Source organism: Actinomyces qiguomingii (assembly GCF_004102025.1).
Lineage (GTDB): Bacteria > Actinomycetota > Actinomycetes > Actinomycetales > Actinomycetaceae > Actinomyces > Actinomyces qiguomingii.
Map to the genome: position 1 here is coordinate 2,517,448 of NZ_CP025228.1, position 25,507 is coordinate 2,542,954.

Below are 25,507 nucleotides of genomic sequence, written 5' to 3' on the forward strand. Positions count from 1 at the left end.
CCCGATACCGCAGGCGCCCGGGATAAAAGTGCGACTTGTGCTACGTGAGCAGGACCAGCGGCCAGCGGCGAGCCGCCTGCGCAATGGGCGCAGACGTTGCCAACCCGCCACTGACCGCCGTTCCCCTGTCTATTCAACACTCACGCGGCAAACCCGCGTCAGGCCGGCCGTATGCGGTGGAAGGGCGTCCTGTCTATTCAACACTCACGCGGCAAACCCGCGTCAAGCCCGCGTCACCTCGGCGCTGGGCACGTGCCCATCCGCGACCGTAACGTGCAACTCCACGCAGCTGACCTCGCGTTTGATCAGATCCAGGTAGGCACCGGTCCATGCCTGCTTATCCGCCGGTACCATCAGCGTCGCGCGTGCAGGCTCACCGATGTTTAGGCCCGCGGCCTTACGCTCGTCCATCAGCACACGCACAAGATCACGGGCCCAACCCTCGGCTTCCAGGTCGTCATCCAGCGCCGTGTCCAGCACCACGAAGGCGCCCGAGGGCAGCACCGTGGCAGACAGGGCGTCATCACTGACCTCGATCCGCGTGGACAGGGTGAAGGCCGAGTCCTCAGCCTCCAACACCACCGGACCACCGTCGAGCAGGACCGTTTCGAAGCGCACATCACCGTCGGCGGTGACCTCCCACTCCCCCGCCTTGACTGCGGCGAAGAGCTTGGAGGTCAGCTTGCGGACCTGCGGCGCAAAGGCGCGCGGGTTCAGGGCCAGCTCCTCGGTCAGTTCATAGCCGGCGTCGGCGGCGTCCACCACCCGCACCTGCTTGACATTGACCTCATCGGCGATCAGCGCGGTGAAGGGCGCCAGAGCGGCCGGATCGGCGGTGGCAATGGTGAGTGTGCGCAGTGGCTGGCGTACGCGCAGCTTGTCGGCCTTGCGCAGACTCAGCGCAGCCGAGACCGCATCGCGCGCCTCGTCCATCGCCGTAACCAGCGCGGGGTCGGCCACATGCGCAGGCAGCACGGGCCAGTCGGTCAGGTGCACGGAACGCTCCCCGGTCAGCCCGCGGTAGATCTCCTCGGCCAGCAGCGGAGCCAACGGGGCAATCACCTGCATGAGCACACGCAGCACGGTGGCAAGCGTGTCGAAGGCGGGACGCGCCACCTCGGCGCCGCCGTCGACGAACCGCGACCGGGAGGTGCGCAGGTACCAGTTGGTCAGTACGTCGATGAATTCGCGCACGGTGTGTGTGGCCCCGGTGACGTCATAGGCATCCAACTGGGCGGCCACGGTGATCGCCAGATCCCTGGTGCGGGCCAGGATGTAGCGGTCCATCACATCCAAGGCCCCCTTAGGGCCGAACAGCGCAGCATCGTCAAGATCCACGCCGTCGGTGAGGTAGCAAGCGCCCTCCTCCCCGGCCTGTGCGGCATACAGACTGTAGAAGTACCAGGTGTTCCAAAGCGGCAGCATCACCTGGCGGACCGTGTCGCGGATAGCCTTGTTGGTGACGGACAGGTTGCCTCCGCGCACAACCGGGGAGGACAGCAGGAACCAGCGCATGGCGTCGGCCCCGTCGCGGTCAAAGACCTGCTGGACGTCAGGGTAATTGCGCAGGGACTTGCTCATCTTCGCCCCGTCGTTGCCCAGCAGGATGCCGTGGGAGACGCAGGTGGTGAAGGCGGGGCGGTCGAACAGGGCGGTCGCCAGCACGTGCAGCGTGTAGAACCAGCCGCGGGTCTGCCCCACGTACTCCACAATGAAGTCACAAGGGTTGTGCGACTCGAACCAGTCCACGTTCTCAAACGGGTAGTGGACCTGGGCGAAGGGCATGGAGCCGGACTCAAACCAGCAGTCCAGCACGTCGGGGATGCGCCGCATCATGGACTTACCGGTCGGATCGTCCGGGTTGGGGCGCACCAGGGAGTCGATGAAGGGCCGGTGCAGGTCCTTAACCTCCACGCCGAAGTCGCGCTCCAGCTCCGCGAAGGACCCGTAGACATCGGTGCGCGGGTAGGCCGGGTCGTCGCTCACCCACACGGGGATGGGCGAGCCCCAGAAGCGGTTGCGGGAGATGGACCAGTCGCGGGCGCCGGCCAGCCAGTTGCCGAAGATGCCGTCCTTGACGTGCCCGGGCACCCAGGTGATCTCCTGGTTCAGCTCCACCATGCGGTCGCGGATGGCGGTGACCTTCACGAACCAGCTGGAGACGGCCTTGTACATCAGCGGCTTGCGGCAGCGCCAGCAGTGCGGATAGGAGTGCACATAGGAGGCCTGCCGCACCAGCACGGCGCGCACGGCCGCCTCGCGCCGGGCCAGCGGGCCGGTGCCGTCGCGCAGGTCGGCGGTGATCGGCTTATTGGCGTCGAAGATGTGCATGCCGGCGTAGTCAGGCACCTCGGAGGTGAAGATCCCGCCGTCGTCGACGGGGATAACCGTGCCCACTCCGTGGGCCTGGCAGGTGTACATGTCGTCCTCACCGAAGGCGGGAGCCAGGTGCACCAGGCCGGTGCCCTCGGTGGTGGTGACGTACTCGGCGGCGATGATCTGCCAGGCGGCCGGCCCGGGGGCGGCGCCCTGCGCCCGGTGGGCGGCGTCGTCAAAGAAGTCGTAGATGGGTGCATACCTCACCCCCACCAGATCGCTTCCCTTGTATGCGGCCAGTACCTGCGGGTCCTCCCCCAGTTCCCGGGCGTAAGCGCCCAGCAGGTCGCGGGCGAGCAGCACATCCTGGCCGGCCACAGGGGAGTCCAGGTCGGCGTCCACACGCACGGTCACATAATCGATGTCCGCTCCGACGGCGACGGCGGAGTTCGACGGCAGGGTCCATGGGGTAGTGGTCCAGATCAGGGCCAGCTCGGGAGCGGCGTCCGGATGTGCGGCGTCCAACCGCTGCTCCAGCCGCAGGCCCACAGTCACGGTGTTGTCCTGCCGGTCCTGGTAGACGTCGTCGTCCATCCGCAGTTCGTGGTTGCTCAGTGGCGTGCGGTCGTGCCAGCAATAGGGCAGCACCCGGTGCCCCTGGTAGGCCAGGCCCTTGTCATACAGAGTCTTAAAGGCCCAGATCACCGACTCCATGTAGGTGGGGTCGAGGGTCTTGTAATCGTTGTCGAAATCCACCCAGCGGGCCTGGCGGGTTACGTAGTCTTCCCATTCGTTGGTGTAGCGCAGCACGGAGGTGCGGCAGGCAGCGTTGAACTTCTCGATACCCAGGCCGCCGGGACGGGTGATCTCGGTAACGTCGTCGATACCCAGTTCGCTGAGCGCCTCAAGCTCGGCGGGCAGACCGTGCGTGTCCCAGCCGAAGCGGCGTTCCACGCGGCGACCCCGCTGGGTCTGGTAGCGGCCGACCGCGTCCTTGACGTAGCCGGTCAGCAGATGCCCGTAGTGGGGCAGGCCGTTGGCGAAGGGCGGGCCGTCATAGAAGACGAACTCATTGCTGTGGCCATCGTCATCCAGCACCGGACGGGCGTCAATGGAGGCCTGGAAGGTGGCGTCTCGCTTCCAGTAGGCCAGGACGTCCTCCTCAATGGCGGGGAAGGAGGGGGACGGGTCGACCTTCTGGCCGGGGCGGTGCAGGGGGTAGAAGGCGGCGCCCGTGTGCCGGGCGGCGGTGGGCTCTTCAGCCATATCGTCTTGCCTCGCGTCTCGCTCGTAGTCGGCGGCCCGATGGGTCCGGGCCCGGTATCCACGAGGACGACGCCGCCCACCGCGCCGAGGCTCCGACGACGGCGGAACCGCACCGCGGTACCACCTCGCTTGCCCGCTCCGGCCAGACCGGTGCGGACCGCTTGATTCGCAGCTGTGACGGGCTGTCCCGTCCGGTTCTACTTGGGGCCCTGCCGTGCAGGGACCGGTTCTTCCGGAGGCTCACCGGTGATGGCCGGGTCGATGCCTGTGGCGGTGAGTGTAACCGCGGACCGCGCACCCGACCATTCCCAGACGGCTCCAAGTAGCGTCATCCTCGCCACACCCCCGGTTTGGGCGCGCGGGTGATCGGTGTGGGCGCGGTTTTCTGGACCGGCGCGGGCGTGGTCTTGTGAAGGTGTTCTTGTGGTGGTTACGTGGTGCCCGGTCCCTGCGGGTTTGGAGGCGTTCTTCTGGGATGGGTGTGCCGCCCCGTGCCTGTGTCGAGCTTTCCCACCGGCACTCACCGTCCGCCGCACGCTGCCCGCCACAAACCGTCCGCCGCACGCTGCCCGCCGCACGCTGCCCGCCACAAACCGTCCGCCGCACGCTGCCCGCCGCACGCTGCCCGCCACAAACCGTCCGCCGCACGCTGCCCGCCACAAACCGTCCGCCGCGCGCTCCGAGGCGAAAGCCGCCCCAGTTCTTCCCCCGCTACTTCGAGGAGACCCCCGATCCTGCACACACACCAGCGCCGACAACTCCCGTTTGGACCGCTTGTCTCTGTTTGGACCGCTCTTCTCTGTCTGGACCGCTCTTCTCTGTCTGGACCGCCGTAGTGTGCAACTGGGGCGGTCCAAACCGACGCAGGGGGTCCAAACCGACGCAGGGGGTCCAAACCGACGCAGGGGGGTCCAAACCGACGTGGGCGGTCCAAACCCGGGGCGGCGCCGGTCGGCAGCCCACCGTGTTTAGGCAGCCGACCGTGTTTCGGCAGCCGACCGCGCTAAGGTCGTCTACGAGCACCGTTCCACCGCATGACATGACGTCGTCTCACTATCCGGCCGCGCGGTTGTGCCCGCCGTCGCCGCGTCCTTAAGGTGCACTACATGACCCAAGCGCATCCCCTGCTCGCCGCCGCGGAGTCCCGCGGGGCGTGGTTGCGCTCCACTCGAGTCATGTGCTGTCAGGCCCGCTAAGCGCCTGACCCACCGCGGCTTTGCCGCACACGGAATCCGGCGCACCGAGGCGTCCGGAGCCGCGCGGCACCAAGTAGACCACTCCCGGCTGGCAGTCGGCAGTCACTTGAGAACACCGCCCCGGAGCGAGTCCCCGAACCGATGACTCCGGACGCTCATGCACCACCAGCCTGGAGGAGACATGAGCCCGATAAAGAACCCGCCCGCAAGCGACGCCAGTGCAGGCCGCGCCATCCGCCCGCCGCGCGCCGGCCGCGCCAACGGCCAGTGGCGCATTGACGGCCGCGAGCCCCTGAACCCCAACGAGGTCGTCAAGCAGAACGGCGATCCGCTCGGCGCGCACGACCGCATCCTGTCCACCTACGCCGCCGCCGGCTTCGACGCCATCCCGGACGACGACCTCCACACCCGCTTTCGGTGGTGGGGCCTGTACACCCAGCGCAAGCAGGGCATTGACGGCGGCCGCACCGCCCAGCTCAGCCCCGCCGAACTATCCGACCGGTACTTCATGCAGCGGGTACGAATGGACGGCCAGTCCCTGTCCGTGCGTCAGATGCGCGTGCTCGGCCGGGCGGCGAACGAGTTCGCCCGCGGCACCCTGGACGTCACCGACCGGCAGAACCTCCAGATGCACTGGATCCAGATCGAGTCCGTGCCCGAGCTGTGGCGCCGGCTGGAGGAGGTCGGCCTGATCACCATTGAGGCGTGCGGCGACACCCCACGCGGGATCCTCGTCTCCCCGGTGGCCGGAATCGCCCCCGACGAGATCATCGACCCCTCTGCCGCCGCGGCCCAGATCCGCAACACCTTCCTCGGCAACCCCGAGATCTCGAATCTTCCACGCAAGTTCAAAACCGCCTTTACCGGCTCCCCCACCCTGGACATCCTCCACGAGATCAACGACATCGCCTACGTAGGCGTGGAGCACCCCGAGCTCGGACCCGGCTATGACCTGTGGATCGCCGGCGCCCTGTCGACGGCGCCCTTCCTCGGGCAGCGCCTGGGCACCTTCGTACGGCCTGACCAGGTCACCGACGTGTGGTGGGCCACTATCCGGCTCTTCCGTGACTATGGCTACCGCCGCCTGCGCAACAAGGCCCGGTTGAAGTTCCTCATGGCCGAGTGGGGCCCGGAGAGGTTCCGCCAGGTCCTGCAGGAGGACTACCTGGGCTACCAGCTGGCCGACGGCCCCGCCCCGGCACCGCCCGTGGGCGAGGCCGACCACATCGGCGTCCACCGGCAGAAGGACGGGCGCTACTGGATCGGCGGCAAACCGCCCGTCGGCCGCCTGTCCGGCGACACCATGCTGGGGCTGGCCGACCTCGCCGAGGCGGTCGGCTCCGATCGCGTGCGTACAACCCCGTTGCAGAACATCCTGCTGCTGGACGTGCCCGAGCAGCACGTGGAGAAGGCCGTGGCCGGGCTGCAGGAGCTTGGCATCGACCCCTCCCCCGGCCCGTTCACCCGCTCACTGCTGGCCTGCACCGGCCTGGAGTTCTGCAAGTTCGCCATCGTGGAGACCAAGTCCCTAGCGGCGCGGGTAGGCGCTGAGCTCGATGCGCGCCTGGCGGACCTCGACCTCGAGCGCCGGATCTCCATCTCCGTCAACGGCTGCCCCAACTCCTGCGCCCGCATCCAGATCGCCGACATCGGCCTCAAGGGGCAGATCATCACCGTCGACGGCCAGCAGGTACCCGGCTTCCAGGTGCACCTGGGAGGCGGGCTGGCCTCCGCCGGCCACGAGGAGGCCGAGCTGGGACGCACCGTGCGCGGACTGAAGGTGGCCGCCACCGACCTGGCCGACTACATCGAGCGCGTCGTGCGCCGCTACGCCGCCGCACGCGCCCCTAAGGAGAGCTTCTCCCAGTGGACGCAGCGAGCACCTAAGGAGGAACTGGTATGACCACCGAGGACATCGCACCCCTGGCCGGACTGCGCCCGGCCACCATCCCGGCCCTGACCGCCGACGCCGCCCTGGCGAGCGCCCCCATTGCATCCTCAACTCCATCCCCCGCTCCAACCCTTGCGGACCTCAGCCCCTACGGCCGGTTAGTCGCGCGCGGCGCCAACCACCCTCGCTCCCCGCAGGCCCCCCGTCGCAGCGAGGCCAAGCTGCGCCGCATTGCGGCCGACGGCGCCGCACGGCTGGGCCCGAAGGCCTCCGCCGAGGCAGTGGTTGCCTGGGCGGCTGAGACCTTCCCCGGCTCTCTGGCCGTCGCCTGTTCCATGGCGGACGCCGTCCTGCCACATGTGGTGGCCACCCGCATTCCCGGCGTGGACACGCTGTTCCTGGAGACCGGCTTCCACTTCCCCCAGACCGAGCAGACCCGTGACGCCGTCGCCCGCACCTTGGACGTCACCGTCATAGACGTCCTGCCCGAGCTCACCATCGCCCAGCAGGATGCCGAGTACGGGCCGCGCCTGTACGAGCGGGACCCCACCAAATGCTGCTACCTACGCAAGGTGGCGCCCCTGGCGCGCGCCCTGTCCGGCTACGAGGCCTGGGCCACCGGCCTGCGCCGCGAGGACTCCCCCACCCGCGCCGACGCCCCGCTGGTCACCTTCGATGAGACCCACCGGATCGTCAAGCTCAACCCGCTGGCGGCCTGGAGCTTCGAGGACCTGCTGGAGTACGCGGCCGCACACGACGTCGTCGTCAACCCGCTGCTGGCTGACGGCTACCCGTCGATCGGCTGCCAGACCTGCACCCGGCGCGTCGCCCCTGGCGAGGATCCCCGCTCCGGACGCTGGGCCGGATTCGCCAAGAACGAGTGCGGCATCCACCTGTGACACCCCGCCCGCACGCCCCTGCACATCAAACCGCGGAACCGATTGGACAGCCCCATGACCACAGCCACAGACAGCATTACCAGCGTTACCACCACCCCCGCTGATCACCTCGACGCCCTCGAGTCCGAAGCGATCGGGATCATCCGCGAAGTGGTCGCCGAATGCCGGCGCCCGGTGCTGCTGTTCTCGGGGGGTAAGGACTCCGTGGTGATCCTGCACCTGGCCCGCAAGGCGTTCTGGCCGGCACCGCTGCCCTTCCCCCTGCTGCATGTGGACACCGGCCACAACTTCCCCGAGGTACTCGCCTACCGGGACGAGACCGTCGCCGCCACCGGAGCGCGCCTGCTCGTCGCCCGGGTGCAGGACTACATCGACGACGGCCGCCTGCGGGAGCGGGCTGACGGCACCCGCAACCCGCTGCAGACCCGACCGCTGCTGGATGCCATCCAGTCCGAGCGCTTCGACGGCGTCATCGGCGGTGCCCGCCGCGACGAGGAGCGCTCGCGCGCCAAGGAGCGCATCGTCTCCCTGCGGGATGAGTTCGGGCAGTGGGATCCGCGCAACCAGCGTCCCGAGCTGTGGCGGCTGCTGAACCTGCGTCACTGCCCCGGTGAGCACCTGCGCGTCTTCCCCCTGTCCGACTGGACCGAGCTGGACGTGTGGCGCTACATCGAGCGTGAGGACATCGCCCTGCCGAGCCTGTACTACGCCCACCGGCGGGAGGTCTTCTCACGCGACGGCATGTGGCTGGCCGTCACCCCGGTAACCCGGCCGCGCGAAGGTGAGAAAGTCACCACCCGCACCGTGCGCTACCGCACCGTCGGCGACATGTCCTGCACCGGTGCCGTGGACTCCACCGCAGCCAGCAACCACGAGATCGCCGTCGAGGTGGCCGCCTCCACGCTCACCGAGCGCGGCGCCACCCGGGCCGACGACCGCCTGTCGGAGTCCGCCATGGAGGATCGCAAGCGCGAAGGCTACTTCTGAGTCCGGTTCCGGCTCCCGCTCCGACACCCGTCCCACCCCACGAACCCACCAGACACGCACCCCTGGAGAAACCTATGACCATCACCCCCTCCCAGTCCGCACACCCCGAACCGAAACGATCCGCCCCGCAACCGTCTAAGACCACGGGCCTGCTGCGCCTGGCCACCGCCGGCAGCGTCGACGACGGCAAGTCGACCCTGGTCGGCAGGCTGCTGGTGGACTCCAAGTCGGTGCTGCGCGACCAGCTCGCCGCCGTGGAGCAGGTGAGCCTGGACCGCGGCCTGACCCACGCCGACCTGGCCCTGCTCACCGACGGCCTACGCGCGGAGCGGGAGCAGGGCATCACCATCGACGTCGCCTACCGCTACTTCGCCACGCCCCGCCGCTCCTTCATCCTGGCCGACTGCCCCGGCCACGTGCAGTACACCCGCAACACGGTCACCGGCGCATCGACCGCCGACGTGGTGGTGCTGCTGGTGGACGCCCGCCACGGCGTGGTGGAGCAGACCCGCCGGCACCTGGCGGTGGCGGCGCTCCTGAAAGTCCCGCACGTGGTGGTAGCCGTCAACAAGATCGACCTGGTGGACTTCTCCGCCGACGTCTACGACGCGATCGTCGCCGAGTTGGGCACCGCCGGCGCCGAGCTGAGGGTCACGGACCTGCGGGCGCTGCCGACCTGCGCCCTGGAGGGAGACAACGTGGTGCACCGATCCTCGCGAACTCCCTTCTACCGCGGCCCCGCCCTCCTGGAGCTGCTGGAGACCATTCCGGCCGACACCACGTCGGCCGACGGGGCCTTCCGCCTGCCCGTGCAGCTGGTCATCCGGCCGCAGGGGGCAGCGGCCGACGGCCTGTCCGACTACCGCGGCTACGCCGGGCGGGTCGCCGCCGGATCGGTCCGTGTGGGCGATGAGGTGGTGGTCCTCCCCTCGCGGCGCCGCAGCCGGGTCGCCGCCATCGACCTCGCTGACACCGCCCTGACCGAGGCACGTGCCGGCCAGTCGGTGACCCTGCGGCTGGCCGATGACATCGACATCATGCGCGGTGATCTCCTCGCCTCCGCCGCCGACCCGCCGGCGCTGCGCCGGGAGCTGGCCGCCCGCGTCGCCTGGCTGTCCGAGCGCCCCACCAGGCCGGGCGACCGGGTGCTCGTCAAGCACGGGACGCGCACCGTCCAGGCGATCATCACCGCGGTCGACGGCGTCCTCAATCTCGACGACCTCACCGCCGCGCCCGCCCGCGCCCTGGCCCTCAACGACATCGGGACCATCCGCCTGCGCCTGTCCGAACCGCTTCCCGTGGCCGACTACGCCCGCTCCCGCAGCGACGGTGCCTTCCTGCTCGTAGACCCCTTCGACGGCTGGACACTCGCCGCGGGCATGGTGCGCCTGGATGGCCAGCGGGCGTCCGCACCGCTGGCAGCATGAACCGGGCGAGCACAGCCGCGGGCACGGCCGGGCGGCCCGCGCCGGAAGTAGCCGGGCGGCCCGCGCCGGAGATGGAAAGAATCCCGGATACCGACCGTCCCGGCACCGGTTGGGTGGCGCTCATCGGAGGCGGCCCGGGGGACCCAGGGCTGATCACGGTGCGGGGCCTGGAGCTGCTGCGGCGGGCCGACGTCGTCGTCATCGACCGTCTCGCCCCGCGCCAGCTGTTGGAGGCCGCCGGACCCGACGCCGAGGTGATCGACGTGGGCAAGCGCCCGGGCCACCATCTGATGCCTCAGGACCGGATCGACGCGGTGCTGGTGGAGCGGGCCCGCGCCGGGCGTCGCGTGGCGCGGCTCAAGGGCGGCGACCCGTACGTGCTGGGCCGCGGCGGCGAGGAGGCGGCAGCCTGCCGGGCGGCCGGCGTCGTCGTCGAGATCGTTCCCGGGGTCACTTCGGCCATCGCCGTGCCGGCCGCCGCCGGCATCCCGGCCACCCACCGGGGGCTGGCCCGGGGATTCTCCGTGGTCACCGCCCATGAGGAACTGGGGTCGACCGTGCCGGTGCGAGGCGACCACACGCTGATCCTGCTGATGGGCGTAACCCGCCTTGGCCCCACCATGGCGATCCTCCTGGACAACGGGGCCGACCCCGACACCCCGGCCGCAATTGTCGAACGCGGCTTCCTGCCAGACCAGCGAGTGACCACCACCGTGCTGCGATGTCTGCCCGACGTCGCCGCCGACGTCGGTGTCAAAGCTCCCGCAGTCATCGTCATCGGCGACGTCGTCACCGTCAGTCCCGCATGGAACACGCGGATCATCCCCGGGTGATGACCGGTGAGGATCCCGACGACCCTGAAAGATCATCATGCTTGCACTCATCGTCCTCGCCCTGGTCGGGCTCGTCGCGCAACTCGTGGACGGAACCCTGGGCATGGGCTACGGCGTCACCAGCTCCTCGTTGCTGCTCGCCGTGGGCTTGAGCCCGGCGCTGGCCAGTGCCAGCGTCCACCTGTCCCAGATCGGGACCACACTGGTGTCGGGCCTGTCCCACCTACGCCTGGGAAACACGGATCGGGCATTGGTGGCCCGCCTGGCCATCCCCGGCGCCTTCGGCGCCTTCCTGGGCGCCACCGTGCTCGCCCGGGTCGCCACCTCGGCGGCCACGCCCGTGACCGCCACCATTCTGCTGCTTCTGGGTCTCTACGTACTCGTGCGCTTCGCCCTCCGTCCGCCGACCGGGGCCACCGCACGCACCAGCCCCCATACCTTCCGGCTGCTGACACCGCTAGGCCTGGTCGGCGGCTTCATCGACGCCACCGGCGGCGGTGGCTGGGGGCCGATTGTGACCACCACCCTGCTGTCGCGCGGCCGCACCGCCCCGCGCACCGTGGTCGGCAGCGTGGACACCGCCGAATTCATCGTCAGCGTGATGGCGTCATTGGGCTTCCTCCTGGGCCTGGGGACGGCCGGAATCGACTTCGGCGTTGTGATCGCCCTGCTGGGCGGCGGCGTACTGGCCGCGCCGCTGGCCGCCTGGGCGGTGTCCCGGATACCGGGCGCCGCCCTGGGGACCGCCATCGGAGGCCTCATCGTGGTGACGAATACGGCGACACTCCTGCAGGCACTCGACCTGGGCGCCCCGGTCACCACCTGGACGGTGTCGGCCCTGATTGCGGTGCTGGCGCCGCTCATCGGTTTCACGGTGCGCCGCCGCGCCAACGGTGTCCCTAAGGTGCAGGCGGCATGAGCGCGCGTCCTCTGGTGGTACTGGCCCACGGCACCCGCGCGCCCGGCGCCCACCCGGTCCTCGAACAGGTCAGCGCTCAGGTGGCGGCTCTCCTGCCGGGAGTTGCCGTACGCCACGGCTACGTGGAGTTCCAGAACCCCACGGCCCGGGAGGCCTTTTCGGGGCTGCACAATCCCGTCGTGGTGCCATTCTTCCTGGGCGGGGGCTACCACGTCCTGCACGACCTGCCCGACCTGCTTGCCGAGCACGGATCCGGCAACGCCACCCGGCATCTGGGCCCCGAACCGTCGATTGTAAACGTGGTGGCCGACCGCTTCCGCCGGGCGGCGGCGCAGGCACACGCGGCCGTCACCGCCCTGGACGGTGTCGTGCTGGCCGGCTCGGGCTCGTTCAGAAGGCGGCCGGTGCGGGAGACCGAGCAGGCGGCGGCGCTGCTGGCGCGGGAGCTCGGCATCCCCGTCAGGCCCGCATACCTGGCCAAGACCTCGCCCGCAGCCCATGATGCGGTGTCCGCTTGGAGGCGGGAGGGCGCGCGGGCGATTGCCGTGGCCCCCTACCTACTGGCCGAGGGCAAGTTCTCCCGTGCGCTACACCGCAGCGAGGCGGACTTCGTTTCCGCCCCCATCGGAGCGCACCCGGCGGTCGCCCAGGTGGTCGCTCGGCGCTACCGGACGGCCACCGGCGGCGGTCGTGCCGCGCCATGACGTCTCCAGCCCGGGCGGGCATCCGACATCACCGCCTCCTTCAGGATGCGTAGCTGCCAAGGACCGCATGCGGGGCAAGACACCCCGAGGACTTGCCCGGCGTGATCATGCCGGGCGGATAAGCTTATGCGGGCCTGATGCCCCAGGAGTGCCCGGATGGGAGAAGAGCACCGCATGTCGTCCACCTCTCAGTCTGCTCGTCGGCGTAAACGCGCGAACGTGCCGAAGTATCAGGAGATCTACGAGTACCTGCGCACTCATATCCAGGACGGGACCTTTCCCTTCCGTTCTTTCCTGCCCAGCGAGAATCAGCTGTGCGCGGACTTCGCCACCACCCGGCCCACGGTGCGTAAGGCGGTGCAGTATCTGGGCTCCCAGGGCTACGTACAACCCATTCACGGCAAGGGCATCCAGGTGATCTACCGGCCGCGATCGTCCTCACTGTTCTTCCTGTCGGGTATCGAGTCCCTGGCTGAGGCCGGCCAGCGCATCGGCACACCGGTGCGCACGATCCTGCTGTCCTCAACGGTGGAGACCATCACGCAGACCACGGCACGGATCTCCGGGCTGGCGGCGGGCACCCAGGTGCTGTACCTGCGGCGTCTGCGCCTGCTGGATGAGCGACCCGCGATCATCGATCACAACCGCTTCCTGCGCTCGGTAGTGCCCGATATCCCCCGTGATGCCGCGGAGACCTCCATCTACGCCTACCTGGAGAGCGCTCTGGGAGTGCGTATCGCCACCGCCTCACGCATGATCACCATCGAGGCCGCAGATGAGCTGGACCGCCGTCACCTGGATCTGGGAGGCCTGGACTGCGTGGGGGTGACGGAATCGCTGGGTTTTGACGCCTCCGGAGTGCCATTCGAGTACACCCGCTCCCACCATGTTCCGGAGACATTCGGCTTCATCTCAACGGCCCAGCGCCTGCCCTCCCACCGGTGACGGAAATGCCGGCGGCCCGGCCGACGTGGCATTGACGCTCACGTCGGCCGGGCCGGTTCGCCGGTAAGCCCTAGAACTCAGCGGGCCACCGGTTCACGGTTGCCCAAGCGCACCTTCTCCACCGTGCGCTCGGCCTCGAAGTCGGACTCCTTGAAGCCGAAGAAGTAGGTGGCCAGGAAGGATACGGCCAGAGTCACGAATGAGGCGATCCAGAAGCCGGTGAAGGAACCGTCGATGCCCTCGGGGTTGACGAAGGACGGGAAGCCGACGAATGCACCGGTGAAGCCCCACATGTTGACGTCAAACAGTCCGGTTAGCAGGCCGCCCACGGCGCCGCCGATAGAGGCGGTGATAAACACGCGCCCGTACTTCAGGTTCAGGCCGTACATGGCGGGCTCGGTCACCCCACAAAGGGCGGAGATCGTGGCCGGACCGGCCAGCTGCTTGATGCGGGGACTCTTGGCCTTGACCCACAGGGCCAGGGCACCGCCACCCTGCGCGATCATGGAGGCGGAGACAATGGCATTGAGCGGGGAGAAGCCGGGATCGGCAATCTGCTGGGAGATGATCGGGATGACGGCCCAGTGCAGTCCGAAGATGACCAGGCACTGGTACAAGCCGCCGATCAGAAGTCCGGCCACCGGATAAGACAGGCTCAGCACCCAGCTGACGGCCTGGGCGATACCGCCGGAGATCGTCATCACGATCGGGCCGAAGACCACCAGCACCAGGGTGGAGACGATGAAGATCTCCAGCAGCGGGGCGAAGATGGAGCGCACCACCGCCGGAATCCACTTCTTCAGCCACGGCTCGATCTTGCTGGCCAGCCAGGAGGCCACGATGATCGGGAAGATCGAGTAGGCATAGGCGTTGCCCTCGGGCAGCGAGACCGGGATGCCGAAGAAATCGGAGTTGAAGACAGTCCGCCCGATCCGAGCGATCACGTGGTAGTCCTCCGCGGAGGAGTTGGCCATGGAGACCACGGACGGGAATGTGAGCACCCCACCGATGATGGCGACGATGATCGGGTCCGCACCAAGCCGGCGAGCCGAGGTGAAGCCGATGATGATGGGCAGGAAGTAGAACATCGACGAGGCCATGGCGTCGATGAAGGTGTAGGTGGAGGTGCCGGTGTCCACGATGTTGAACTGCGTGAGCAGCGCCAGGATCCCTTTGAGAATGCCGGAGGCGGCCAGCACGCCGATCACGGGGATCATGGAGCCGGTGATCACACCGATCAGGGAGGAGAAACCGTACTTGACCCAACCGATGGCCGTGGTCGGCTTCGGCGCCGCCGGGGCCGCCTCCGCCTCGTCGGAACCCTCGGCCAGGTGCGGAACCTGCTTGACCACGGCGTCGTACACGTCACCGACGGTGGCGCCGATGACCACCTGGTACTGCCCGCCCGCGCGGGCAACGTCGATCACACCGTCGGCGCTGGTGACCGCGGCGTCGTCGACCAGGGACTCGTCCTTGAGGTAGAAGCGCACCCGGGTGATGCAGTGGATGACCGAGCGGATGTTGTCGGCCCCGCCCACCCCGGCGATGATGTCGCGGGCGGTGGCGTCGAAACCGGTCAGCCCGTCATCGGCTGCGGCTGTGGGCGAGTCGGCCGTCCGCTTCAGGACTGCGGTGGCCACATCGGCACCGGCCTGCGCCTGCCCCGGGACGATCCGCAGCTCGGCCAGGGCCTTGGCCGAATTGGTCACGGCCACGATGGTGGTGGTGTCCTTGCCGGCGGCGGTGATAGCAGCCAGATCCATGCTGCCCAGGGACTGGCCGGCGCGGACCTCCTGGTCCAGGCGGACAGAAAGGCTGAAGGGGCGTCCGGCGAGTTCTACGGTGTCAACGCCCAGGTGCAGGAGCACCTCCAGGCCATCGGAAGTGGCGATGCCAACTGCGTGACCGGTCTCGGCAACCATGGTGACGGTGCCGGAAACGGGTGCAACCACCTCGCCGGAGGAGGGGAGCACACCGAAACCCTCCCCCAGGGCTCCGGAGGAGAAGACCGGGTCGGGAACCTCGGCAAGGGCAATGATCGCGCCGGTTACTGGCGCTGCCAGAACCCGGTCTGGGATGGATGGTGATGACATATACGGTGCTCCTCTCAGAGCGACTTGGGATTGCGGATGATGATGGCGAGTGCCTCGTAGGGGGACAGGGTCAGCACGGGGCTGAGTGTCCGTACGGGGTAGTTCCCGATGAGAACCTCGCCGGCGAGGAACTCGGTGGGGATCTCAACCGTGGTCGGCCGGCCACGGAAGCTGGTTAAGACGAGCAGGCGGGCGCGGGCTTCCCGGCCGGCCTCCTCGACACGGGTGTGTGTGTCAATCGGGGCAATCGAGGTGGGTCCCGCGGGCAGACTGCGTATGTAGGCGAAGACATCGGGGTTGTCCTCCGCCCAGGGGGAATAGTCGCCTTCGGCGATCACCGGCTCGGCCTTGCGCAGCGCCACCAGGCGCCGGTAGTAGGGCAGGATGCGACCCCCGGACTCCTCGGCGGCCACGTTGATCCTCGCGGCATTGGTGGGGCGCAGCCACGGGGTGCCGGAGGTGAAACCGGCACCGGCGGTGGCGTCCCACTGCATGGGGGTGCGGGCGTTGTCACGCGCCTTGGCGTGGACAATGCCGAAGGCCTCCGCCTCACCGCGTCCACCGGCCACCAGCTCGGCGTAGGCGCCCAGGGCCTCGACATCCACATAGTCCTCGATGTGGGTGTAGTCCGGATCAGTCATGCCGATCTCCTCCCCCATGTAGATGTAGGGGGTGCCGCGCAGCAGGTGGATGGCGGTTCCCAGCATGGTGGCGGACTCGTAGTGGTAGCGCTCCGGATCGCCGAAGCGGTTGATGGCCCGGGGCTGGTCATGGTTGTTCCAGAACAGGGCGTTCCAGCCGCCGCCGGCCTGGAGGCCCAGGGCCCAGTCGTTGAGGATGCGCTTAAGGGCGGGGATGTCCGGATCGGCCCGGGTCCACTTCTGACCGTCGGAGTAGTCGACCTTGAGGTGGTGGAAGTTGAACACCATGGAAAGCTCCCGCCGCTGGGGGTTGGTGTAATCCACGCAGGCGGCGATGGAGGTGGAGGACATCTCCCCCACGGTCACGGAGTCCGGGTCCTGGCCGAAGCTGGCCCGGCTCAGCTCTTGCAGGTAGTCGTGCACGAGCGGACCGTCGGTGTAGACCAGGCGGTCGTCGGTGCCGGCCGGGGCGTCCGCCAGGGGCTCGGTCTTGCCGATCAGGTTGATTACGTCGAAGCGGAAGGCGCGCACGCCGTGGGACCGCCAGAAGTTGACTACCTCCGCCGCGCGGGAGCGCACTTCGGGGTTGTGCCAGTCCAGGTCGGCCTGGCCGGGATCGAACAGATGCAGGTAGTACTCCCCGCCGCGAGGCCGGCCGGAATCATCCACGGGCCCGAAGGGCGCCCAGGCGGGGCCACCGAATTTTGATACCCAGTTGGTGGGCAGAATCGGTTCCCCGGCCTGATCGAAGCCGCGGGCAGGCCGCAGGTAGAAGTAGTCGCGGTAGCGCTGTTCGCCGGCCAGGGCCCGCTGAAACCACTCGTGCTCGGTGGACACGTGGTTGAGCACCATGTCCAGCATGGGGCTGATGCCGTGCTCGGCCAGGGCGGCCACGAGCTCGTCGAAGTCCTCCATCGTGCCCATGGCGGGGTCCACCGCGCGGTAGTCGGCCACGTCGTAGCCGTTGTCCCTACCCGGCGAGAGGTAGAAGGGGTTGAGCCAGACGTAGTCCACACCCAGGGAGGCGATGTACGGGACCTTCTCGATGATCCCGCGCAGGTCGCCAACACCGTCACCGGTGGTGTCCCGGAAGGACTTCGGATAGACCTGGTAGACGACAGCGTCGTGAAAACTCATGGGTACTCCGTGGAATCACGCTGCCGCTCCCGCGCGGCAACTTGTATATACAAGTACACACGCCGGGGAGGTTCACCGCAAGTACAAGCACCCCAATGTGACGCACACCCCTGGTCACCGCCTCGTCCCACTGTGAGGGGATTGTCATGAAATGCAGCACTTTCGAGGTCGCACGTGCGCCTCGGGGTGAACAAACCGCACAATCACGCCAACTCCCGTCGCGGCGACGAGACACACATCAGCCAAAGTGCTGCAATCCGTGCCACGTCACCCCGGCACCGCGGCTCGGCCGGCCGTCACCGGAAGGACCACCCGCCGAGCCACGACCTGACAACGCCTCAATCAGGCGGAGGTACTCTCCTGCAACACGCCGGTGCTGCCACCATCCTCGGAGCCGGAATCGCCCTCTAGGCCGCCACCCAATCCACCGGGGGCATCCTCATTAGGGGTGGTCCGGCCGGAGCCGAAGCCACCATCCATCTGCCCGAAGTCGCCATCACGCATTCGGCCGCCACCCGGCATCTGACCGTCACCACCGGGCATTTGCCCACCTGGACCGCCCTGCCGCGGGTCGAAGTCGTCCCGCTCGACGCCCGCCGGGGCATCGTCGGAGGACAGCAACTCATTAGTGCCCCAGCCGGCGCCGAATGACGCCCCCATCAACGCGATCACGGCGAGAACAGCGACCCACCTGCGCCTGTACCAGGACCGTCCCCCTTCGGCCCGGACACCGGCACCCGGTGTGGAGACGGGCGATGCACCCACCGGCGTAGCCGCCTGAGGGTCAGGATCGTCCGCAAGCGGAATGCTCTGGCCGCCGACCCGCTGCGGCGATCCTTCTGCCAGTGCGGCATCGGCGCCGACCGACGCCGAGGCGGAGTCGGCGCTCGAGGCTCCCGGCGGATTCTCGGCTGGAATGCGGGCGGTGACATCGAAGTCGTCGGGCCTGGACGTGGTCATCTATCGGTCCTCTGTCCTGTCAGCTTGTGGTAATCCACCCCGTGGCGGGGCGAGGCTCAAGGTACGAAGGACGCCTGAGACTCCCACGTGCCGGTGCTGTGGTGAAGCTGTGCCTCATTCGCCGGACGCATCATGCCGGGCGCGGATGCGGTCTTGGACACACCTGCGGACTACTCTGGGGGCATGACGGTCTACGGATTCATCGGTGCGGGCAATATGGCCGGCGCGATCGTGCGGGGAGCCATTACTGCGGGGATGCCTGCCGCCTCCATCCTGGTCACCAGCGCCCACGACTCGGCGGACCGGCTGGCCCGGGCTACCGGGGCGCGCCAGATGGAGGCGGCCGAACTGGTGGAGGCCAGCGATGTGGTGGTGCTCGCGGTCAAGCCGCATGTGGTGCCGACGGTGCTGACCTCGTTGTCCAGCGTGCTGTCCCAGCGCCTTCCCCTGGTGCTCTCGATCGCTGCGGGAGTGAGCACCCAGCGCCTGGGGGAGTTACTGCCGCCGGGCGTCCGGGTGGTGCGGGCCATGCCGAATATGGCAGCCGCCGTGGGCCGCTCCATGACCGCCCTGACCGCAGGTGCATCGGCCACCCAGGCCGACCTGGATGCGGCCCGCGCCTTGATGGTAGCCGTGGGCCGCACCCAGGTGCTGGCGGAGAGGGACTTCTCCGCCTTCACCGCCCTGGCGGGCTCCTCCCCCGCCTTCGTGTTCCAGTTCATCGAGGCCCTGGCGCGTGGCGGAGTAGCGGCCGGCATCCCCAAGGCGCAGGCCGTCGAGATCATCACCCAGGCCGTGCTCGGCGCGGCGCTGACGGTGCAGGCGGCGCAGATGGCCCAAGCCGACGGCGAACGCGGCCGCACCCCCGCCGATCTGATCGACGCCGTCTGCTCCCCCGGCGGAACCACCGTGGCCGGGCTGGTGGCATTGGAACGCGCGGGCTTCTCTCCCGCCGTAATCGCGGGCGTCGAGGCGATCATCGCCCGGGACCGGGAGCTGAGCGCTTAATCTCTCAGTCCCCCACCGTGCACGCGCCCGCCCGACCGGCTAGGCTGTAGACGTACTTGATTCCTGACCGTTACCAACAATCACTTCTGACAACACCCAACCCGGCGGTCCTGACACCACTCAACTGCTGCCCCGGTGAAGCCATTGAAAGGGGAATACCCATGGCAGACCAGGCGACCCTGATCACCTGGAAACATCCGCAGACCTTCTACGCGCGCTACGGCAAACGCGCCCTGGATGTGACCGCTGCCATCGCGGTCATGCCGGTTCTGGGTGCGCTGACCCTCGGCGTCGGGGCCGCCATCAAGCTGGACGACGGCGGTCCCGTCTTCTACCGGCAGGAGCGGTGGGGCCGCCACGGCCGTCCCTTCCGCATCTTCAAGTTCCGGTCCATGTCAGTGGGGGCGCCGGATATCCGCAACGCCGATTCCTCCTCCGTCGCGTCCCGCACCGATGCCCGTGTCACCCGGGTGGGCCGCGTGCTGCGCTCCACCTCCATAGACGAGGTTCCCCAGTTCCTCAACGTCTTGAACGGCACCATGAGCCTGATCGGGCCGCGCCCCAATCTGGCTACCAAGCCGCTGGACCGCATGGGGGCGGACGAACGGCGGCGACTGACGGTCAGGCCGGGCATCACCGGCTACAACCAGGCCTTCTACCGCAACTCCACCACCCTGCCCGAGCGTTACGCGGCCGACTGCTACTACGTCGACCACCTGTCCTTCGGCCTGGATGTGCGCATTGTGCTCAAGACCATCCAGACGGTTCTTACGGGCAGATCGGTCTACTCCTCGACCCGGGAGGGCGGTTCACAGTCCTCGTCCCCGCAGCAGCCCGCTGCACCCGCGTCCCGATAGGCGGCCGGCGCGGAACCTCGAAACAGTCACTGACAGGAGACTCAGATCCATGACCTCCCCTGAATCCCCCTCCGCCACCGTCCCGGTCACCGACGCCGTTACCAACCGGGACGCCGACGCCAACCGCCCGCCGGTGCTGATCCTGGGTGGATCCGCCCTCCAGGTGCCCATGATCCGAGCGGCCCGCCGCTTGGGCATGCGCACCTTGGTAGTCGATGCCAACCCGAATGTGCCCGGAGCGGTCCTGGCCGACGAGTTCGCCTCCGTGTCCACCACCGACGTAGACGGTCTGCTGGCCCTGACTCGTGACCGTGAACTGGCCGGAGTCACCTCGGTCGGCACCGACCGACCGGTGCGGGCGATCGCCGCTGTCGCCCGGGCTCACGGTCTGCCTGCGGTGTCCCCCGAGACGGCGGCCGCCTGCACGGACAAGGCACTCATGTTGCAGGCCGTCGCCCAAGCCGGCATCCCCCACCCCCGCTTCGCCCTGGCCTCCGACTTGGACGAATTGCGGGCGGCTGTGGCCCAATTGGGGCTGCCGTGCATCGTCAAGCCGCTGGACTCCTCGGGCTCACGCGGCGTGGTGCAGGTGAACACCGAGGCCGATCTTCCGGGGGCATTGGACTACGCCCTGGCGCCCTCCCAGGAGTCCGCTGTCATCGTCGAGGAGTTACTGGTGGGGCGGGAGATAAGTTGCGAGGTGCTGTGCGTTAACGACGTGTACCACGTCCTGGCCACCACCGATAAGGACACCACCGGCAGCCCCCACTTCATCGAGACCGGTCACACCCAGCCCGCCGATCTGGACGCCGACACCCTGGCCGCAGCCCACGGCCTGGTGGCTCGGTGTCTGGCCGCGGTGGACATGCACCTGGGGCCCGCACATGTGGAGATGATGCTCACCGACGCCGGACCGGTGCTAATCGAATTCGGCTGCCGGATGGCCGGTGATTTCGTCTCCTCCCATGTAGTGCCCGGCTCCACCGGCATCGACTTTCTTGGACTGGTGTTGCGACAGGCATGTGGTGACAGGATCGAGGTGCCGCCGTCATCCGGGCGGGCCGCAGCCATCCGCTTCCTAACCGCCCCCGAGGGCGTGCTGCGCGCCTTCCACGGCTTGGACCGGGCACGGGGCGTAGAGGGCGTCGACGCCGTCATCACCCTCGCACAGCCGGGAGAGACGATCACCCCGCTGCACTCCAGCACGGACCGGCTGGGCGTTGTGGTGGCCTCCGGTCCCGACCGCGCCAGCGCCATCACCGCCTGCGAGCAGGCCCGCGACCTGATCACCATTGAGGTCGACCAGGCCGCTCCCGCTCCTCGCCCGGCTGGGCGCTCCGGCCTGCCCGCGCAGGGTCGCCGGGTCCTGATTATCGGTGCGGGACGCGGTCAGCTCGGGCTGATCCGTGCCGTAAAGCGGCTGGGTGCCACCGCGGTGGTCGCCAGCCTCACGGCCGGATCGCCCCCGGGGCTGAAGGAGGCGGACGAGGCCATCGACGTGGATCTGCTCGACCCGGATGAGGTGGCCCGGCAGGCGCGTCGGGTCGGCGTCGACGCCGTGGCCACCAGCTGTTTGGATACGGGCTTGGAGGCCCTGGGCGCGGTTGTCGAGGAGCTGGATCTGCGTGGCATCGACCGTGCCCGTGCCCGACTGTGTATGGACAAGTCGGCCATGAAGCGCCGGCTTGCCCAGTGCGAGGTGCCCACCGCCCCCTTCCGTGAACTGACCTCCCCGGATGACCTTGCCGCCGCCCTGGACGAGGTTGGCCTGCCGGCCATGGTCAAGGCCGCCGACCTGCAGGGCTCCTCGGGGGTGTTCAAGGTGTCCTCGCCCGCCCAGGCCCGTGAGGCACTGCACCGCGCCCGCGACCTCAGCCGCCACGGCACGGTAATCGTCGAGCGTTTCCTGGATGGACGTGAGTTCGGCGCGCAGGCACTGGTGCACGACGGCGAGCTCCTCCACATCACCGTTCATGGCGATGATCTGGCGGATGGTGGACTGCCCATCCCCGTCGGTCATCATGTGCCGGCCGACGACGCCGAACTGGAGGCGCAGGCCCGTCAGGTGATCGGTGCCGCGGTGCGGGCCTTGGGACTGGACAACTGCGCCGTCAATATCGACCTGATGGCCTGCGACGGGAAGGTCTACGTAATCGAGTTGACCGCCCGGGCCGGGGCCAATGGCCTGCCGGAACTGATGAGCGCCGTGCACGGTGTGAACTACTACGAGTTGGTGGCCCGCGAGGCCCTGGACCTGGATGTGGTCGGCGCCTGGGCGCGACGCGCGCCCTGGTCCGGCGCCGCCCTGGGAATGATGCTCACCGACCCCGACGCCCACGGCGTCGTGACCGCCGTGACGGTTCCCGCCGACCTGCCCGAGTGGGCGGTGGACCTGAGCCTGTTCCGCGGCCCGGGTGACCGGATCGATGGCTTCACCTCTTCCAACGACTGCCTCGGGCAGGTGGTGGTGCGCGGAGCGGACCTGGAGCAGTGCCGTCGCCGGGCGCAACAGATCGCCTCCCAGGTCGAGTTCAACCTTGAGGAGGCGTGATGAAGCGACTTGTGATCCTGGCCAATGCCTTCCCCTACGGCAACTGGGAGCCCTTCCTGTCCACCGAGCTGGAGTACCTGCGGGGATTCGACCGGGTGGACATCATGTCGCTGTCGGTGCGCGAGGAGCACCGCGGTAACGTACGTGAGCTGCCGGACGGGGTGAGGGCGCATCCAATCCCCTTCCGCTCACGCCTGTTCTATCTGCTGGGCTCCTTCCGGGTTCTGGGGGATCCCAACCTGTACCGGGAGTTGCGCGATCTGGCCCGCCGACGCCGACTCGCCCCTGGGCAGGTGGTGACCCTGTTCATCTTCCTCAGCCGCGCCCACCATGAGGCCGCCCAGATACGCCGCCTGCTGAATAAGGCCGGTGCCGAGCCGGACGATGAGGTGGTCTTCTACTCCTACCGCTTCGCCTACCAGCCCTACATGGCCGCCCGGCTGCGCCGCCGCTTCCGGCGCACCGCCTCCGTGGCACGCGCCCACCGCGCCGACCTGTACGAGGAGTACTCCCCCCGCGGCTATCTGCCGCTGCGGACGCAGACGGTGGCCGACCTGGACCGCATCTACCTGGTGGCCGACCACGGGCTGCGCTACCTGCTGGACCGGCACCCGGAGGCGGTGGGCAAGGCGGTGGTCTCCCGCCTGGGAACCACCGATCACGGCGTCCCTGCCGCGGTCCCGCCACGCCGGGAGGCGCTGCGGATCGTGTCCTGCTCGACGATCGTGCCCGTCAAGCGGCTGGACCTGCTCGTCGACGCGCTCGCCGGTACTTCCCTGCCGATCCAGTGGGATCACTTCGGGGAGGGAGAGCTGCATGAGCAGATCGATGCCCGCGCCGCCCAGAAGCTGGGTGAGAATGTGACGCTTACCTGGCGGGGCTTCGTACGCAATACCGACCTGGTCGAGGAGTACGTGCTCTCCCCCCGTCACCTGCTGGTCAATGTCTCCGCCTCCGAGGGGGTGCCGGTATCCATTATGGAGGCGCTGTCGGCGGGCATTCCGGTGATCGCCACCGACGTGGGCGGCACTGGAGAACTGGTACGCACCGGTGTCAACGGAATACTGCTGCCAGCTGATCCGACACCGGAACAGGTGCGCGGCGCCATTGAGAAGATCGCCGGACTGGATGAGGGCGCCTATGCGGCGCTGCGCTCAGGTGCTCGCCGCACCTGGGAGGACAACTGTGACGCGCGCGCACTGTACACCGACTTCGCCGGGGAACTGGCCGGCCTGCCGGATGAGGGGGCACCCCTGCGATCCGCCCGGCGCAAGGGGCGGGCATGAGTCCTGGCCGAGCGGGGGCGCGCACGGCGGTCGGCGGTCCTCGCCACCGTCGCCCCTACCTCACCTTGCCGGGTGGGTCTGTGCCCGGACTGGGGCTTGTAGGCGCCCTTTGCAACCTCGCAGTGGTGGCCTTGGCCCTGTTCACCCAGGCGTCGCCGTCCTGGACACTCATCCTATTGCTGTGGCTGAACGCGGTGCTATTCGCCGCCGCCCGCCTGGTGGAACGCACCATCCTGGCGGCTTTCCTGATGTCCTTCTTCGTACTGCTGCTCGGGCGGGAGATCACGATCGACTTCTTCCGCTACGAAACCAGCCAGGCGCCGCCGGGCCAGACCGAGCACCTGCAGCTGTGCCTGGCGCTGAGTCTGCTCGGTATCGTCGCCGGCGCCAGCGCCGTGAGCGCGCTGCAGGCCCGCAGGCGCCGTCCGCACATGCCATCAGAGGAGACGGGGCACGGCTACGCCGCTGCCGCCAGGCCCGGCGGCACTGTCCTGGCCGATCCATCGATCGTGCGCTGTCTGTTCTGGGTCACACTGGCCCTGTCCCTGATATCGGTGGCGCTACGGGCCCGCTACGTGCTGGCCAATGGCTACCTGTCCTATTACACGGATTTCTCCGATCTGGAGGATGCCTCCGGCTCGCTGTACGGGCTGCGGCGCATCGAGATCATGCTGCCACTGATGCTGACGATCTATCTGGGTCTGTTCCCACCCCGCCGCCAGGTGACGGCCGCCGCCACCGGTTGGGCGGCCTATCTGGTTCTGAGCCTGTTGACCGGGCAGCGTGGCACCTTCGTCGGCGGCGTGGTCATCATCCTCGCCTACTGGATCGTGCGCTCGCGCCAGGATCCTCCGGGCGCCTGGCGCATAGGCACAACGGGCCGGATCGTCGGAGCCATTGCCGTGCCGCTGATGGCCGCCGTGCTGGCGGCCGTGGAGTCGGCGCGTGGCGTCGGCGCGGTCGCCTCCGACACCGACGGCCGCAATCCGATCCTGCAACTGTTGTACGGGCAGGGCGTGAGCTCAACAGTGGTGCGCAACGCCTATGCCTACGCCGACTTCATACCCAGGGACTGGTACATGGGAGAGTTCCTGCATTCCGGGCTGCTAGCTCGGCTGCTGGGATACCAGGTCTATCACGGCAACACCGTGGAGCACGCCTTGCACGGCGGCTCCTTCACCCACGCCTTCGCCTACACCCTGCTGGGTCCGCAATACCTAAGCGGGCGCGGCACCGGCTCCTCATTCATCGCCGAGCTGTTCTACGACTACGGCTATGCGGGCGTGCTGGTGGGAGGGGCCGTGTACGGCGCCCTATGCGTCTGGGCGTGCCACCTGGTTAAGGGCCGGCCGCTGAGCAACGGCTTGCGCCTGATGATCGTGCCCGTCGTGCTGTGGGCGCCGCGCGGCAGCGCGACTGGCTTCCTGAGCACCTGGCTGACTCCCAGCGTGGTGGTGGCACTCGCAGCCGTGTCGATACTGTCACTGGCCGCGGCGCTCCTGCGCGAGGCGGACTCAGCCCGCCACCCGCACACCCATCGAGTTCGGTCGACGTAACCATCGAGTTCGGTCGACGTAACCATCGAGTTCGG

Annotated in this window: 17 protein-coding genes; 13 read left to right on the plus strand and 4 right to left on the minus strand. The window is 68.5% G+C overall.

The features are described 5' to 3' along the window. Positions 1-222 precede the first annotated feature (222 nt). Positions 223-3,582 carry an isoleucine--tRNA ligase gene (ileS, locus tag CWT10_RS10440; RefSeq protein WP_103064178.1) on the minus strand — a complete coding sequence of 1,120 codons (3,360 nt, stop codon included), beginning with the start codon at positions 3,580-3,582 and terminating at the stop codon, positions 223-225. Positions 3,583-4,959: 1,377 nt separating this feature from the next. Between ileS and CWT10_RS10450 the strand changes: the two genes are divergently transcribed. The 8 genes from CWT10_RS10450 (at position 4,960) to CWT10_RS10485 (ending at position 13,383) form a co-directional block, all read left to right on the plus strand. Next, on the plus strand, positions 4,960-6,681 hold the full coding sequence (locus tag CWT10_RS10450; RefSeq protein WP_174721962.1) for a nitrite/sulfite reductase: 1,722 nt from the start codon (positions 4,960-4,962) through the stop codon (positions 6,679-6,681). Between the two features lie 44 nt (positions 6,682-6,725). Then, positions 6,726-7,568: a phosphoadenylyl-sulfate reductase gene (locus CWT10_RS10455; protein WP_416171725.1), complete on the plus strand. Its 843-nt coding sequence runs from the start codon at positions 6,726-6,728 to the stop codon at positions 7,566-7,568. Positions 7,569-7,622: 54 nt separating this feature from the next. Continuing rightward, a complete protein-coding gene (cysD, locus tag CWT10_RS10460) occupies positions 7,623-8,555 on the plus strand; it encodes a sulfate adenylyltransferase subunit CysD (protein WP_103064175.1) in 933 nt (310 codons plus the stop codon). A gap of 74 nt (positions 8,556-8,629) precedes the next feature. Beyond that, on the plus strand, positions 8,630-9,982 hold the full coding sequence (locus CWT10_RS10465) for a sulfate adenylyltransferase subunit 1 (protein WP_103064174.1): 1,353 nt from the start codon (positions 8,630-8,632) through the stop codon (positions 9,980-9,982). 71 nt (positions 9,983-10,053) lie between these two features. Beyond that, positions 10,054-10,815, plus strand: a complete 762-nt coding sequence (gene cobA, locus CWT10_RS10470) for a uroporphyrinogen-III C-methyltransferase (protein ID WP_103064173.1) — start codon at positions 10,054-10,056, stop codon at positions 10,813-10,815. A gap of 37 nt (positions 10,816-10,852) precedes the next feature. Further along, positions 10,853-11,734: a sulfite exporter TauE/SafE family protein gene (locus tag CWT10_RS10475; RefSeq protein ID WP_103064172.1), complete on the plus strand. Its 882-nt coding sequence runs from the start codon at positions 10,853-10,855 to the stop codon at positions 11,732-11,734. Then, positions 11,731-12,438, plus strand: coding sequence for a sirohydrochlorin chelatase (locus CWT10_RS10480; protein WP_103064171.1), 708 nt, complete (start codon positions 11,731-11,733; stop codon positions 12,436-12,438). The genes CWT10_RS10475 and CWT10_RS10480 overlap by 4 nt, the downstream gene beginning before the upstream one ends. Positions 12,439-12,612: 174 nt before the next feature. Next, complete coding sequence (locus CWT10_RS10485; RefSeq protein WP_244936738.1) at positions 12,613-13,383, plus strand: UTRA domain-containing protein; 771 nt, start codon at positions 12,613-12,615, stop codon at positions 13,381-13,383. Between the two features lie 77 nt (positions 13,384-13,460). Here the strand turns inward: CWT10_RS10485 and CWT10_RS10490 are convergent, their stop codons facing one another. The 3 genes from CWT10_RS10490 to CWT10_RS10500 form a co-directional block, all read right to left on the minus strand. Beyond that, positions 13,461-15,476: a PTS sugar transporter subunit IIABC gene (locus CWT10_RS10490; RefSeq protein WP_103064170.1), complete on the minus strand. Its 2,016-nt coding sequence runs from the start codon at positions 15,474-15,476 to the stop codon at positions 13,461-13,463. A 14-nt stretch (positions 15,477-15,490) separates the two neighbouring features. After that, entirely contained in the window at positions 15,491-17,254 is a 1,764-nt protein-coding gene (locus tag CWT10_RS10495) for an alpha,alpha-phosphotrehalase (protein WP_103064169.1), read from the minus strand. Positions 17,255-17,596: 342 nt separating this feature from the next. Continuing rightward, entirely contained in the window at positions 17,597-18,214 is a 618-nt protein-coding gene (locus CWT10_RS10500) for a hypothetical protein (protein ID WP_103064168.1), read from the minus strand. 183 nt (positions 18,215-18,397) lie between these two features. Here CWT10_RS10500 and proC point away from each other — a divergent pair, with 183 nt between their 5' ends. The 5 genes from proC (at position 18,398) to CWT10_RS10525 (ending at position 25,472) form a co-directional block, all read left to right on the plus strand. Then, positions 18,398-19,222: a pyrroline-5-carboxylate reductase gene (gene proC / locus CWT10_RS10505; RefSeq protein ID WP_103064196.1), complete on the plus strand. Its 825-nt coding sequence runs from the start codon at positions 18,398-18,400 to the stop codon at positions 19,220-19,222. 161 nt (positions 19,223-19,383) lie between these two features. After that, on the plus strand, positions 19,384-20,079 hold the full coding sequence (locus CWT10_RS10510) for a sugar transferase (RefSeq protein WP_103064167.1): 696 nt from the start codon (positions 19,384-19,386) through the stop codon (positions 20,077-20,079). A 49-nt stretch (positions 20,080-20,128) separates the two neighbouring features. Beyond that, the gene (locus CWT10_RS10515) at positions 20,129-22,630 is read left to right on the plus strand and encodes an ATP-grasp domain-containing protein (protein ID WP_158247697.1); all 2,502 of its coding nucleotides are present in this window, start codon (positions 20,129-20,131) and stop codon (positions 22,628-22,630) included. After that, complete coding sequence (locus tag CWT10_RS17680; protein ID WP_103064165.1) at positions 22,630-23,916, plus strand: glycosyltransferase; 1,287 nt, start codon at positions 22,630-22,632, stop codon at positions 23,914-23,916. Before CWT10_RS10515 ends, CWT10_RS17680 begins: the two co-directional genes overlap by 1 nt. After that, positions 23,913-25,472: an O-antigen polysaccharide polymerase Wzy family protein gene (locus tag CWT10_RS10525; protein ID WP_103064164.1), complete on the plus strand. Its 1,560-nt coding sequence runs from the start codon at positions 23,913-23,915 to the stop codon at positions 25,470-25,472. The genes CWT10_RS17680 and CWT10_RS10525 overlap by 4 nt, the downstream gene beginning before the upstream one ends. Positions 25,473-25,507 lie beyond the last annotated feature (35 nt).

What these genes read in the sequence shown, in the direction of transcription:
- CWT10_RS10450 (WP_174721962.1), top strand. Translation starts at nt 4,960, where the DNA reads ATGAGCCCGATAAAGAACCCGCCCGCAAGCGACGCCAGTGCAGGCCGC.
- CWT10_RS10485 (WP_244936738.1), top strand. Translation starts at nt 12,613, where the DNA reads ATGTCGTCCACCTCTCAGTCTGCTCGTCGGCGTAAACGCGCGAACGTG.
- proC (WP_103064196.1), top strand. Translation starts at nt 18,398, where the DNA reads ATGACGGTCTACGGATTCATCGGTGCGGGCAATATGGCCGGCGCGATC.
- cysD (WP_103064175.1), top strand. Translation starts at nt 7,623, where the DNA reads ATGACCACAGCCACAGACAGCATTACCAGCGTTACCACCACCCCCGCT.
- CWT10_RS10515 (WP_158247697.1), top strand. Translation starts at nt 20,129, where the DNA reads ATGACCTCCCCTGAATCCCCCTCCGCCACCGTCCCGGTCACCGACGCC.
- CWT10_RS10465 (WP_103064174.1), top strand. Translation starts at nt 8,630, where the DNA reads ATGACCATCACCCCCTCCCAGTCCGCACACCCCGAACCGAAACGATCC.
- CWT10_RS10475 (WP_103064172.1), top strand. Translation starts at nt 10,853, where the DNA reads ATGCTTGCACTCATCGTCCTCGCCCTGGTCGGGCTCGTCGCGCAACTC.
- CWT10_RS10490 (WP_103064170.1), bottom strand. Translation starts at nt 15,476, where the DNA reads ATGTCATCACCATCCATCCCAGACCGGGTTCTGGCAGCGCCAGTAACC.
- CWT10_RS10525 (WP_103064164.1), top strand. Translation starts at nt 23,913, where the DNA reads ATGAGTCCTGGCCGAGCGGGGGCGCGCACGGCGGTCGGCGGTCCTCGC.
- CWT10_RS10510 (WP_103064167.1), top strand. Translation starts at nt 19,384, where the DNA reads ATGGCAGACCAGGCGACCCTGATCACCTGGAAACATCCGCAGACCTTC.
- cobA (WP_103064173.1), top strand. Translation starts at nt 10,054, where the DNA reads ATGGAAAGAATCCCGGATACCGACCGTCCCGGCACCGGTTGGGTGGCG.
- CWT10_RS10495 (WP_103064169.1), bottom strand. Translation starts at nt 17,254, where the DNA reads ATGAGTTTTCACGACGCTGTCGTCTACCAGGTCTATCCGAAGTCCTTC.
- CWT10_RS17680 (WP_103064165.1), top strand. Translation starts at nt 22,630, where the DNA reads ATGAAGCGACTTGTGATCCTGGCCAATGCCTTCCCCTACGGCAACTGG.
- ileS (WP_103064178.1), bottom strand. Translation starts at nt 3,582, where the DNA reads ATGGCTGAAGAGCCCACCGCCGCCCGGCACACGGGCGCCGCCTTCTAC.
- CWT10_RS10480 (WP_103064171.1), top strand. Translation starts at nt 11,731, where the DNA reads ATGAGCGCGCGTCCTCTGGTGGTACTGGCCCACGGCACCCGCGCGCCC.
- CWT10_RS10500 (WP_103064168.1), bottom strand. Translation starts at nt 18,214, where the DNA reads ATGACCACGTCCAGGCCCGACGACTTCGATGTCACCGCCCGCATTCCA.